General features: G+C 66.3%; 11 protein-coding genes. 2 read left to right on the top strand and 9 right to left on the bottom strand.

Going from position 1 to position 12828, the window contains the following annotated elements:
- Nucleotides 1-54 precede the first annotated feature (54 nt).
- The 3 genes from IE122_RS04575 to cysD form a co-directional block, all read right to left on the bottom strand.
- Nucleotides 55-792 (bottom strand): 3'(2'),5'-bisphosphate nucleotidase CysQ, encoded by a 738-nt coding sequence (locus IE122_RS04575; protein WP_189619929.1) that lies wholly within the window; start codon nt 790-792, stop codon nt 55-57.
- On the bottom strand, nt 792-2711 hold the full coding sequence (cysN, locus tag IE122_RS04570) for a sulfate adenylyltransferase subunit CysN (protein WP_189619928.1): 1920 nt from the start codon (nt 2709-2711) through the stop codon (nt 792-794). The genes IE122_RS04575 and cysN overlap by 1 nt, the downstream gene beginning before the upstream one ends.
- A gap of 143 nt (nt 2712-2854) precedes the next feature.
- Nucleotides 2855-3814 carry a sulfate adenylyltransferase subunit CysD gene (cysD, locus tag IE122_RS04565; protein ID WP_189619927.1) on the bottom strand — a complete coding sequence of 320 codons (960 nt, stop codon included), beginning with the start codon at nt 3812-3814 and terminating at the stop codon, nt 2855-2857.
- 69 nt (nt 3815-3883) lie between these two features.
- Here cysD and IE122_RS04560 point away from each other — a divergent pair, with 69 nt between their 5' ends.
- The gene (locus tag IE122_RS04560; protein WP_189619926.1) at nt 3884-4987 is read left to right on the top strand and encodes a helix-turn-helix transcriptional regulator; all 1104 of its coding nucleotides are present in this window, start codon (nt 3884-3886) and stop codon (nt 4985-4987) included.
- Between the two features lie 31 nt (nt 4988-5018).
- Here IE122_RS04560 and IE122_RS04555 read toward each other — a convergent pair whose 3' ends face one another.
- On the bottom strand, nt 5019-6197 hold the full coding sequence (locus IE122_RS04555) for a hypothetical protein (RefSeq protein ID WP_189619925.1): 1179 nt from the start codon (nt 6195-6197) through the stop codon (nt 5019-5021).
- 91 nt (nt 6198-6288) lie between these two features.
- Nucleotides 6289-6591: an Hpt domain-containing protein gene (locus IE122_RS04550; protein ID WP_189619924.1), complete on the bottom strand. Its 303-nt coding sequence runs from the start codon at nt 6589-6591 to the stop codon at nt 6289-6291.
- A 71-nt stretch (nt 6592-6662) separates the two neighbouring features.
- On the opposite strand from IE122_RS04550, the gene IE122_RS04545 reads away from it, so the two are divergent.
- The gene (locus IE122_RS04545; protein ID WP_189619923.1) at nt 6663-9323 is read left to right on the top strand and encodes a coiled-coil domain-containing protein; all 2661 of its coding nucleotides are present in this window, start codon (nt 6663-6665) and stop codon (nt 9321-9323) included.
- 24 nt (nt 9324-9347) lie between these two features.
- On the opposite strand, the gene IE122_RS04540 is transcribed toward IE122_RS04545, so the two are convergent.
- The 4 genes from IE122_RS04540 to IE122_RS04525 are packed head-to-tail and all read right to left on the bottom strand — an operon-like array spanning nt 9348 to nt 12812.
- A complete protein-coding gene (locus IE122_RS04540) occupies nt 9348-9650 on the bottom strand; it encodes a DUF1467 family protein (protein WP_189619922.1) in 303 nt (100 codons plus the stop codon).
- A gap of 11 nt (nt 9651-9661) precedes the next feature.
- Nucleotides 9662-11287 (bottom strand): ribonuclease J, encoded by a 1626-nt coding sequence (locus tag IE122_RS04535; RefSeq protein ID WP_189619921.1) that lies wholly within the window; start codon nt 11285-11287, stop codon nt 9662-9664.
- On the bottom strand, nt 11284-12063 hold the full coding sequence (locus IE122_RS04530) for a type III pantothenate kinase (protein WP_189619920.1): 780 nt from the start codon (nt 12061-12063) through the stop codon (nt 11284-11286). Before IE122_RS04530 ends, IE122_RS04535 begins: the two co-directional genes overlap by 4 nt.
- Before the next feature lie 35 nt (nt 12064-12098).
- Nucleotides 12099-12812 (bottom strand): biotin--[acetyl-CoA-carboxylase] ligase, encoded by a 714-nt coding sequence (locus IE122_RS04525; protein WP_189619919.1) that lies wholly within the window; start codon nt 12810-12812, stop codon nt 12099-12101.
- Nucleotides 12813-12828 lie beyond the last annotated feature (16 nt).

Raw genomic sequence — 12828 nt, 5'->3', positions numbered from 1 at the left:
ACCACAAGCCCAATCCGCGCCGGAGTGCATGGATCGTGCCGCAGCGGGACGGCTTCAGGAAAGCGCGCGCACCTGCGCCAGCACCATTTCGGCGTGCTCCTGGCGGCAGATCAGCAGGTCCGGCATGTAGACGTCGGTCTGGTTGTAGACCAGCGGGCTGCCGTCGATTCGCGAGGCGTGAAGCCCCCAGCCCAGCGCCACCGCTGCCGGGGCGCAACTGTCCCATTCGTACTGGCCGCCCGAATGCAGGTAGATATCCGCTTCGCCGCGCAGGATCGCCATCGCCTTGGCTCCGGCCGAGCCCATCGGCACCAGTTCGGCACCGATCTTCTCGGCAACGCCGGTCGCCTCGGGTGCAGGGCGAGTGCGGCTGACGACCATGCGGAGCACTTCCGGGGCAGGCGGCACCTCGCCCGGCTGGTCGGACCGCAGCACCACGTCGAGGCCGGGCAGCGCCACGGCACCCAGCACCGGCGCACCGTTCACCGCCATCGCCACGTGAACCGCCCAGTCGGTGCGCTCCTCACCATATTCGCGGGTGCCGTCGACCGGGTCGACGATCCACACCCGCTCCTTGCCGAGCCGCGCCGCGTTGTCCTTTTCCTCCTCGGAGAGCAGCCCGTCCTCCATGCGCTGCTCGCGCAGCGCATGGACGAGAAACTGGTTCGCGGTCTGATCCCCGGCCTTGCCCAGCGACTTGCCGCTGAACATCCCCGAGGCGCGAACTTGGAGCAGAATCCTGCCCGCCTGATCCGCGAGATGCGCCGCAAGATCGCCGTCAGACAGTGTCATCAGGCGTCTCCCAGCAGCTTGTCGACAATAAGGCTGGCGGCTTCTTCGGGCGAGACCACGGTGGTGTCGATGCGAATTTCCGGGTCGCGCGGGGCTTCATAAGGGCTGTCGATGCCGGTGAAGTTCTTCAGCTCACCTGACCGCGCCTTCTTGTAGAGCCCCTTGACGTCGCGCGCTTCGGCCACCTTAAGCGGGGTGTCGATGAACACCTCGATGAACTCGCCTTCAGGCAGCATCGAGCGCACCATGTCGCGATCCGCCTTGAACGGCGAGATGAACGCGGTGATGACGATCAGGCCCGCATCCGCCATCAGCTTCGAGACTTCGCCCACGCGGCGGATGTTCTCGATGCGGTCGGCCTCGGTAAAGCCCAGGTCCTTGTTGAGGCCATGGCGCACGTTATCGCCATCGAGCAGGAAGGTGTGCCGGTTCATCCGGTGCAGCTTCTTCTCGACCATGTTGGCGATGGTCGACTTGCCCGAGCCGGACAGACCCGTGAACCACAGCACCGCCGGTTTCTGGTTCTTGAGGCCGGCGTGCTGCGCCCGGCCGATGTCCAGCGCCTGCCAGTGGACGTTCTGCGAGCGGCGCAGCGAGAAGTTGAGCATGCCGCCGGCGACGGTGGCATTGGTCATCTTGTCGATCAGGATGAACCCGCCCAGCGAGCGGTTGTCGCCATAAGGCTCGAACACGATCTGCTTGTCGGTGGTCACTTCGGCCACGCCGATCGCGTTCAGCTCCAGTGTCTTGGCCGCCAGGTGCTCCATCGTGTTGACGTTGACCTCGTACTTGGGCTCGGCCACCGTCGCCGAGACCAACTGCGTGCCAAGCTTGAGCCAATAGGCGCGGCCGGGGATCATCGCCTCGTCGGCCATCCACACGAGCGTCGCCTCGAACTGGTCGGCGCTCTGCGGCGGATTGTCGGCAATCGAGATCACCGACCCGCGCGAGCAGTCGATCTCGTCCGCGAAGCATACCGTCACCGACTGGCCGGCAACCGCTTCATCCAGGTCGCCGTCGAACGTGACGATGCGGGTGACGGTGCTGGTCTTGCCGGAAGGCAGCACCCGCACCTTGTCGCCGGGCTTGACCGAGCCGGTGGCGATCAGGCCCGAGAAACCGCGGAAGTCGAGGTTGGGACGGTTGACCCACTGCACCGGCAGGCGGAACGGCTTTTCCGCATCGACGGAGCTGAGGACTTCCACCGTTTCCAGGTGCTCGACCAGCGTCGGCCCGGTGTACCAAGGGGTGTTGGTCGACAGCGTGGTGATGTTGTCGCCCTTGAAGCCCGAGATCGGCATCGCGGTGAAGCTCTCGATGCCGATCGAGGCGGCGAACTCGGTATAGTCGGCCAGGATCTTGTCGAAGACCTCCTGGCTGTAATCGACCAGGTCCATCTTGTTGACCGCCAGCACGATGTTCTTGATGCCGATCTGGTGGCACAGGAACGAGTGGCGGCGGGTCTGCACCAGCACGCCCTTGCGCGCATCGATCAGGATCACCGCCAGATCGGCGGTGGACGCGCCCGTGATCATGTTGCGCGTGTACTGTTCGTGGCCGGGGCAATCGGCGACGATGAACTTGCGCTTTTCGGTGTTGAAGAAGCGATAGGCGACATCGATGGTGATGCCCTGCTCGCGTTCTGCGGCGAGGCCATCGACCAGAAGGGCGAAGTCAATCTCCTGCCCCTGGGTGCCGACCTTCTTGGAATCGGACGCCAGCGCGTCGAGCTGATCCTCGAAGATCATCTTGGAATCGTAGAGCAGCCGGCCGATCAACGTCGACTTGCCGTCATCGACGCTGCCGCAGGTGATGAAGCGCAGCATCGTCTTATGCTCGTGCTGCACCAGATAGGCGTCGATGTCCTCGGCGATCAGCTTGTCCGTGACGTAGACGGGATCGGTAGCGGATTCAGTCATACATGCCTCCCGTTTCGTCATCCCCGCGAAAGCGGGGACCCATCTCCTGCCGGTGGGTCACCGGCGATGTTCGAAGCTAGGTTCCCGCTTTCGCGGGAATGACGAGGGTAAAGTTTGATCGATCAGAGCGGCCGAGAAGCCCCTCAGAAATATCCCTGCTGCTTCTTCACTTCCATCCCGGCCCCGCCGGCGTCCTTGTCGATCGCCCGGCCCTGCCGTTCCGAAGTGGTGGTCAGCAGCGTTTCCTGGATCACTTCGGGCAGCGTCTTCGCCTCGCTCTCCACGGCGCCGGTCAGCGGGTAGCAGCCGAGCGTGCGGAAGCGGATCGAGCGCATCACCGGTTCTTCGCCGGGCTGCAGCGGGAAGCGATCGTCATCGACCATCAGCAGCATGCCGTCGCGCTCCACCGTCGGGCGCTTGTCGGCAAAGTAGAGCGGGACGATCGGAATGTCGTTGAGGTGGATGTACTGCCAGATATCCAGCTCGGTCCAGTTCGAGATCGGAAAGACCCGGATCGATTCGCCGCGCGCCTTGCGGGCATTGTAGAGGTTCCACAGCTCCGGGCGCTGGTTCTTGGGGTCCCAGCCATGGCTGGAGGTGCGGAACGAGAAGATGCGCTCCTTGGCGCGGCTCTTCTCCTCGTCGCGGCGGGCCCCGCCGAAGGCGGCGTCGAACCCGTACTTGTCGAGCGCCTGCTTCAGCCCCTCGGTCTTCCACATGTCGGTGTGGAGCGCGCCGTGATCGAACGGGTTGATCCCTTTCGCCTGCGCTTCGGGGTTCTGATAGACCAGCAGCTCCATGCCCGAAAGCTCGGCCATCTGGTCGCGCAGCTTGTACATTTCCTGGAACTTCCAGGTGGTATCGACGTGCAGCAGCGGGAACGGCGGCGGCGAGGGGTAGAACGCCTTGCGCGCGAGATGCAGCATCACCGCGCTGTCCTTGCCGACCGAATAGAGCATCACCGGCTTTTCCGCCTCGGCCACGACCTCGCGGATGATGTGGATGCTTTCCGCTTCGAGCCGTTCGAGGTGTGTGAGCGTTTTCATGGCACTGTCCTTCCCGGCGGATGGAGCGACGTACTGCCGCCATCGGCGCTGTCGCATCCAAAAATCGTATTGTGCTCGTGTGAATACAAGCATGACTTTTTACGAAACCTCCCATATGGGAGGGTAATGGCACTAACCGGAACCGAAGAGACCGATCTCCTGCTGCCGCTGCTGTCCGGCGGGCTGCAGGAGCATATGTTTCCGTTGTTCCTGAAGCGGTTACACCGTCGAACTCACGCTCAGCATGTTGCGCTTGTGTTGCGACGCGATAGCGAGACGGGGCGTGATCCTGTCATCGCCTTTGCCGGCGACGATATCGATGGCCGGGCCATAGCGGCCGGCGAATCCCCGTATCACCTGCGCAACCGGACCTTCTACGAACAGCTACGCCCCGGCCGCGTCTATGCGATCAGCGAGCTGATCGAGCATGATCTCCTCGCCCGCGCCGAAAGGGCGCGGGCGCTGCGGCCGCTGGCGACAGTGGACGAGCGGGTGGTGCGGCTGACCGGTGAAGAGGACTGGGCCGGCTGGCTGGTGCTAACGCGGACCACGCGCTGCAGGGCCGAAGACAGCGCGCTGGTGTCCAGCCTCGTCCCTTATCTCAACGCCGCGATCGACCAGCGCGAAACGCTTGACCGGATCGCCCGCGAAGCGCGGCTCGCCGCAGCGGGGATGGCGCGCAGCGGCACCGGCTGGGTGCTGTTCGATCGCGATGCCCGCATCGCCGCCATCGATCATGCCACGCGCGCCTGCTGGACCGATCTGCATGCTGCCGCACCGCGCATCGGCGAACGCCTGATCGGCCTCGCCCCTGCGGTGCAGCGCCGGTTGGCCGCGATCACGGCGGCGCAATGCGACAACCCCACACACCCGGCACAGGCGATTACCCTGAACGACGATCCAAGGATCGAGGCCCTGCTCTCGCCCGCGCCCGGCGAAGCGGCGTCCGGGCCGGACGATCGGCGCATTCTGGCCGTGTGCCGGCTGCCTCGGCGCGGCGGCAGTTCAGGTGCAGCCCGCTTCGCCACCGTCCACGCTCTGCCGCTGCGCGAAGCGGAGCTGGCGCTCGGTCTCGCCGACGGTCTGTCGCTGCCCGAAGCCGGGGCGGCGCTGGGCCTGACGCTGGAGACGACGCGCAACTATTCCAAACGCCTCTACGCCAAGCTCGACGTGCGCGGCCAGGCGGAACTGGTGCGGCTGGTCTATGAAGGCACCGCGCTTTACGCCTGAGGGACGAGCGGGACCCGGCGTGGCTGGAGCCCTAACGCGCCCTCGCCGGAAGCAACAGGGCCGCAGCCGCAAGGCCCAGAGCCATAATCTGCACCGCATGGTTCACCATCCCGGCGGCAGCAGCAGCCGTGAGCAGCAGGCACAGGATCGTCCGGTCCCCCGCCCATCGCTCCGCAGCGGTACCCACGACCCGCGGGACCAATAGCAGCATCAGCATCAGCATTAACGGCGCGAACAGCCAGCCCAGCCAGCTCAACCCCTGCCACTGCGGCGATGCTGCCAGCATGACCCCGACCAGCGCGCCATCGCACAGCAGCGTCAGCGCATCGGCGCGCGGGATCGCCGGAGGCTGAATCCCGGTAGCCCGGCGTTCGGCCGCGCGCAGCAACCGTCCGGCCTCCACCACGATCGTGGCCATGGCCAGCAGCGCGAACGCCAGCCAGAACACGCCGAACCAGGTGCTTGCCGCAACCAGCAACACCAGCGCCAGCACCGCCAGACTGGCCACCACGCTGGCATTGCCGGCATGCAACAGCGACGGCCCGAGCGCCAGAACGGCCATCCGCGCCAGCACCTTGCCACCAACGCTGCGCCCTTCGCTACCGAACGACGCGCGCAGCCAGTCCTGCTCGACCCCTTGCGCCTCGGCCTCGCTGCCGATCATCCGCCAGTTCGGCCCCACCCGCACGGCCGCCGGAATTTCGCGGGTGCCGATGCCGGACTGCAGCGCGATCCGGGTCAATGCCGAGACCACATCGACATCGGGCGGCAAGGCATGGAGATGTTCGGCAAGCTGGCCCGGCAGGCGCATCACCCCGCCGGCACCGCGATTGATGTCGATCCGTTCAAACCCTTGGGGAATGGCGGTTTCCGCCGGCTGGACCAGCACGACCGGTCCCCTGCCCTCCAGCAACCCCGCCGCAGCGGCAGGGTCGGCCAGCAGCCCCTCGGTGACCACGATGAGTTCATCGGCGGCAGTGATGAGCCCGGCCAACTGGCTGGTCGATACGGCCAGATAGAATTGCAGCCCGGCAGCTTCGGCGGCGTGCTGCAGCTCGATCATCTCGGGGCTGCTTCCGCGTGCAAAACAGATCACCCGCTGGCAATCGAGCGCCAGCACCAGGCCAAGCTGGTGCTTCGCCACGCTGGCCCCTGCAACCCGGAGGAACGCGCGCGCGGGTGCGCGTTCGGTGCCGATGTGATCGGTCATGGCAAGCAGGGCTATGCGCAGGGTCGGCTCCCAGGTTGGCGGGGGCCCTGTCTACTCCGACGGGCGGCAAGTGCCAAGCGCGGCGGCGCGCTCAGTCGAGCGCGAGATCGCGGATGTAAAGCTTGAGCCGGCGGACCACCGCCGGATCGCCCGGCGCGGTATCGAGCGCCTGTTCGGCCAGTTGCAGCAGTTCGCGCGAATGAAAGCTGGCCGCCAGCCCCTTGAGCCGCATCGCCGCGACGTTCCAGTTGCCGTCGCAGCGGGCGCGTTCCAGCAGATCGACCTGCCGCTCCACGCTCTGGACGTAGGACTCGCGCAATTGCGCGAACAACTCCGCATCTCCGCCGGCGGCGGCCGCGATCGTCGCTTCGAGGGCTCCTGCTTCATAGGCCATATCCACATGGCATAGACGGACAGATGTTAATCCGGGGTTTATCGCAGCCCGCAGCGTGGTATTCATAGGCGATGACAGGGGAAAACAGGATCGTCGCGTTCGGCGCGAACGAGGGCTCGCCAGCGGGCGCGAACGGCGGTTTCGGTCAGTCCGAGCCTATACACGATATGATGCCGGACACCGGATATGCGGGCGATGCCACCCTGGATACGGCCTGGGACGCCGATAGCGCGGCAGACGATGAAGCGCCCGTGCGCGGGCCATCGCCCCGGCTTCCGGCGCTGCTGGCCGGAGCCGCCACGCTCGGCTGGACCGTGTTCTTCGCCATCGCACAGGCCCCGCGCCTGCGCAGCGGTGCCGCTGCTGACGCTATCGCCGGGCTGATTTCGGCATGGAGCGGACCGGTGCTGCTGATCGGCATCGTCTGGCTGCTGGTCATGCGGCACAGCGCCCGCGAAGGGCGGCGTTTCGGCGATGTCGCCCGCCAGCTCTCGCTGCAATCGCACGAACTGGAGGTACGGCTGGGTTCGGTCAACCGCGAGCTGAGCCTGGCGCGTGAATTCGTCGCCGCGCAGGCCCGCGACCTTGAAGCGCTGGGCCGGATCGCCGCCGATCGGCTGTCGCAGAACGCCGAGACGCTGCGCACCCTGATCGCCGACAATGGTGCCCGCGTGGATACGATCGGCAATGTCAGCAAGGCGGCGCTGGACAACATGGAGAAGCTGCGCGGCCAGTTGCCGGTCATCGCCAGCTCGGCCAAGGACGTGACGAACAACATCGGCAACGCCGGTCGCGCCGCGCATGCCCAGCTTGAAGACATGATCAACGGCTTCAACCGGCTGAACGATTTCGGCACCGCCAGCGAGCGCCAAGTGGCGACCCTGCGCCAGGCAGTGGAAGAATCGCTGGGCGAATTCGCGGTGCGCTGCGATCAGCTCGAAGTGCTGACAAACCAGCGTTTCGCCGCGCTCAATGAACAAAGCGATGCCTTCCGCACCGCGCTCGACCTCAGCGAAGTCGATGCACTGGCCGCCATGCGCAGCCGGATCGCCGCGCTCACCACCGAGATCGAGGCGACGCGCGGCCAGTTGGACCGCCACGAAGCTGAAAGCCTGACCTCGCTGCGCGCCCGCCTCGGGGCCCTGCGCGATGAAAGCGACGTCGTCTCGCGCGCGCTGACGGCAGAGCAGGCGCGGACGCTGGCGCAGTGGCAGGCCGATCTGGCCGAGCTGGAAACGGCGCATGACCGCGCGGCGCGGGCAATGGGCGCGGCGCAGACCGCCGCCCTCGCCAGCCTGTCCGAACGGCTGGCGGCGATCGAGGCGGACACCGGGCGGATCGACGGCGATATCGCCAGTCGCGCGGGCCGGATCGCGGCCGATGCCGAAGCGCGCCGCCAGCGCATGGCCGAACTCGAGACCGAAGCCGCCAACAGCTTTGCGCAGACCCTGGCCGGTATCGAAGCGCGCATGGCCGATCATCAGGCATCGCACCGCCAGCACGCGGATCAGGCCGCGTTCCAGGCCGAAGCGCTTAACGGCCGGCTGCGCGAGGCCGAGGCATCGGTGCGCCAGATCGTCGCCAATGTGCGCGGGCTGGAAGACGAGATGACCACCCACCTCGGCACGCTGGGCGATCGCCTCAATGCAGCCCGCGCCACGCTGGCTTCCACCGATGGCGACGTGATGCGGCTGACCGATTCGAGCCTGCGCCTGCTGGAAATGATCCAGGCCGGCAGCAAGCACGCGCACGAAAAGCTGCCCGAAGCGCTCGCCTTTTCCGAGGATCGCCTCGCACGCACCGAAGCCCGCATTCAGGCGATGCTGGCAACCCTGCACCAGTCCGGTGAGAACAGCGTCACGCTGGGCGAGGCGATCGAAGCCTGCAACGCGCGGCTGTCCGCCCTCGCCACCGACCTTGCCGTCGCGCACGAGCAGGTAGACGGGCGCGGCGCCGACCAGGTGGCGGCGATGGACGCGCTGCGCTGCACGATCGAGGATATCGAGGCCGCCGCCGCGCGCGTCTCCGCGCAGACCCGCGATGACCTCGCCACGGCCTTGCGCGAACTGGCACAGGCGCAGGCCGATGCCGCCGCCACTTTCGAGGATGAAGGCGCGGCCCGGATCACCACGTTCGCCGGAACCCTGGGCGATGAAAGCGTCAAGGCGGTGGACAAGGCAATGCGCGCCCGCGTGGCCGAGATTTCCGGTCAGCTCGAACAGGCGGTCGCCCATGCCAGCGGGGTCAGCCGCGAGGCGACCGGGCAACTGCGCGAAGAGCTGACGCAGGTCGATAAGCTTCTCGAAAACCTCGAACAGCGGGTGGCCGATGCCCGCCGGCAGGCCGAGGATCAGGTCGACAACGACTTCGCCCGCCGCGCCGCGCTGATCACCGAATCGCTCAACTCCAGCGCGATCGACATCTCGACCGCCCTATCGACCGATATCGCCGACACCGCCTGGGCTGCGTACCTGCGCGGCGATCGCGGTATCTTCACCCGGCGCGCGGTGTCCCTGCTCGAAGCGGGCGAGGCCCGGTCTATCCAGCAGGTCTACGAACGCGATGATGCTTTCCGCGAACAGGTCAACCGTTACATCCACGATTTCGAGGCGATCCTGCGCCAGGTCCTGTCCACCCGCGACGGCAATGCGCTGGGCGTGACCTTGCTGTCGTCGGACATGGGCAAGCTCTACGTGGCGTTGGCCCAGGGGATCGAACGCCTGCGGGGCTAGGCTGGGGCGGGAAGCCCGGTCAGGTCAGTATCCCAAATCCTTGACCGGCGGCTCTCCGGTCAGTTTGCCGAGCAGATTGGCATCGTCCACGCTGATCCAGTCGTTGACGTAGTTCAGGTAGAACAGCCCGCACAGCACCGCTGCGACGACGGTCGCGCGCTTGGCGATCAGTTTGGGGCGGAAGTTCACAGGGGCGCTGTCGGCGTGGCCTTTTTCGACCTTGTGCCCTTCCACCTCATCGGGGGTGCGCAGGCCGAAGGGCATCACCAGAAACGCGCTGAGCACCCAGAACAGGCTGTAGATCGCGATGATCGAAGTCCACTGCATGCCGGTCGCCTTCAGCTCTCGAGCAGCAGGACCTGCACCTGCGGGCGCTTGCCGCTCCAGCGGGTGGCGGCGCGGCGGGCGGCAAGGCGAACGGCTTCGCGGCGGGCTTCGGCATCGCCCTTGCGGGTCTTGCCCAGCGCCAGCGCGACATCGCGTTCGGCCTCTTCGACGAATGCGGCATAATCCTCGTCCAGCGGGAGGCCCAACGCCGAAACGCGCACCTGCCCCTTGCCGTCGGCGGCGACCGAAACGACGCCGTTGAAAGCAATGCGGCGACGCATGACCATCGCCTCGCCATCGGCGGGGGCGATGATATCGCCATCGAGGACGAGCCTCCCTGCCCGCACGGCCCCGAACTTGCCCGGCTTGCCCGGCGCAAGACGGACCAGATCGCCGTTGGTCTGGAATACCGTATGCGGAATGCCGCAGGCCCGGCCGAGCGCCGCCTGTTCGCGCATATGCCGCACTTCGCCATGCACCGGCATCAGGATCTGCGGGCGCAACCAGCCATAAAGCGCCTCCAGCTCGGGTCGGCCGGGATGGCCCGATACGTGGATCAGGCTCTGCCGATCGGTGACAATGGTGATTCCATCTAGGGCAAGCTTGTTCTGGATGCGGCCGATGGCGATCTCGTTGCCGGGAATCTGGCGGCTGGAGAACAGCACGACATCGCCCTTTTCGAGCTGGATGGTATGGCTGCCCTCGCAAATCCGGGCCAGCGCGGCGCGCGGCTCACCCTGCCCGCCGGTGGCAACGATCAGCACTTCACCGCGCGGCAGGTCCATCGCCGCCTGCTGGTCGATCACCTCGGGCAGCTCGCCGAGATAGCCGGAGGAGCGGGCGGTCTCGATGATGCGATCGAGCGAGCGGCCGGCAAAGCACAGCTCGCGCCCGGTCGCCTTGGCCACCGCGCCCAGCGTCTGCAGCCGGGCGACATTGCTGGCGAATGTGGTCACCAGCACCCGCTTGCCCTTGTGCCGCTTCACTTCCTCCAGCAGCGCGCGAAAGACCTCGCCCTCGGAACCCGAAGCCTTGGAGTTGAACACGTTGGTCGAATCGCAGACCAGCGCCATCACCCCTTCGTCACCGATCGCGGTCAGTTCTTCCGAAGTCGCCGGGGTTCCCACTTGCGGTTCGTCGTCCAGCTTCCAGTCGCCGGTGTGGAATATCCGGCCCTGCGGCGTGTCGATCAGCAGCGCGTTACCCTCGGCGATCGAATGGGCCAGCGGCACATAGCGGATACCGAACGGCCCCAGCTCGAACCGGTCGAGGTGATCGATCACGATCAGTTCCACCTCGTCGAGCAAACCCGCTTCCTGCAGCTTGGCGGCGACGAGCCGCGCCGTGAACGGCGTGGCGTAGAGGGGGACGCCCAGTTCTTGCGCGAAATAAGGAACCGCGCCGATATGGTCTTCGTGCGCGTGAGTCAGCACCACGCCGAGCAGGTTGTCCCGTTCGCGCTCGATGAAATCGAGATCGGCGAAGACCAGTTCGACGCCGGGGTATTCGTTGCCGCTAAAGGTCATCCCCAGGTCAACCATCAGCCACTTGCCTTCGCAGCCGTAGAGGTTGACGTTCATGCCGATCTCGCCCGACCCGCCGAGCGCACAGAATATCAGTTCATTACCGGGAATCACTTGTTGCCAGCCCTTTCGGCAAGGATCGCCAGGCCCTGAAGCGTCAGGTCGGCGTCCACCGCATCGAATATCTGTGTCGCCTCGTTGAACAGCACCGCCAGCCCGCCGGTGGCGATCACCCGTGCCGGCCGGCCGATTTCGGCGCGCATGCGGGCGATCAGGCCCTCCATCATCGCCACATAGCCCCAGAACACCCCGATCAGCATCTGATCCTCGGTGTTCCGGCCGATCACGCTGGTCGAGCGCGGCACCTCGATGGCGATGCGCGGGAGTTTGGCCGTGTTCCCCACCAGCGCATCGAGCGAGAGGTTTATCCCCGGCGCGATGATCCCGCCCTTGTAGGCACCGTTGAAGTCGATCACATCGAACGTGGTGGCAGTGCCGAAATCGACCACGATCAGATCGCCTTCATAAGCGGCATGCGCGGCGATGGCGTTGACGGCGCGATCCGCGCCGAGCGAGCGCGGTTCGTCCACATCGATGTCGATCGCATAGTCCGCCTTGCCGTGCCCGGCGATCAGCGGCTCGATCGAGAAATAGTGACGCGCCAGGATTTCGAGGTTGTGCAGCGCGCGCGGCACGACGGTGGAGATGATGATCCCGGTGACATCGCCCTTGGCATAGCCTTGGATCTGGATGAGCTGCATCAGCCACACGGCATATTCGTCGCCCGTCCGGCGCGGGTCAGTGGCAATGCGCCAGCGGCCCCGGATCTCGCGCCCGTCCAGCAGGGCGAAAACGACATTGGTATTGCCGGCATCGATGGCTAGCAGCATGGGACGGCACCGCCTTTACGAAAAAACAAACGGAATCAGGTGAGGACAACGTCGCCGGCATGGATCGTGCGGAGCGATCCGTCGGCCAGTGTCAGCCGCAGGTTGCCCTCCGGCGTCAGGCCCGCGAATGTGCCTTCAAGCGCTTCCTCGCCCGGCGGCGAGACCTTCAGGCCTGTCCCCGCCGGATGCGCGGCACTGTGCCAGCGGCGCAGCATGGGGGCAAGGCCGGCCATGCGCCAGCGCTGCAATTCAACGTCAAACCGATCGCGCAACAGGGCTGCGAAGGCATCCCGGTCCATCCCAATGCCGACATCGGCCAGCGACACCGCGCGCCGTTCGGGAAGATCAGGCGCGCTGGCAAGGTTGACGCCGATGCCGATGACGATGGCGGGGCCACTCGCTTCAAGCAGGATACCGGCCAGCTTGGCACCGTCCAGCATCACGTCATTCGGCCATTTCAGCATCGGCCGCAGTGCCTGCGCCCGCAGCGGCATGGAAAGCGCTTCGAACAGGGCTAGGCCAGCCAGCAGCGCCAGCGTGTGCGGCGGCGGTTCGTGCGGGCCGGGGCGGACCACGGTCGAGCCCATGAAGTTGCCCGCCCCATCCGACCATTCCCGCCCGAGCCGGCCGCGACCGGCATCCTGACGATCGGCGACCAGCCACTGCGCTTCCGGCCAGTATTCGCCCGCATCCAGCGCCGCCAGCACATCGGCGTTGGTCGAACCGGTGCGGGGAACGACGGTAATCACGACAGGTGAGACGCCC

Source organism: Novosphingobium colocasiae (genome assembly GCF_014652555.1).
Lineage (GTDB): Bacteria > Pseudomonadota > Alphaproteobacteria > Sphingomonadales > Sphingomonadaceae > Novosphingobium > Novosphingobium colocasiae.
Note: the sequence above shows the minus strand (reverse complement) of the source record. Positions and strands in the feature narration are given on the sequence as shown.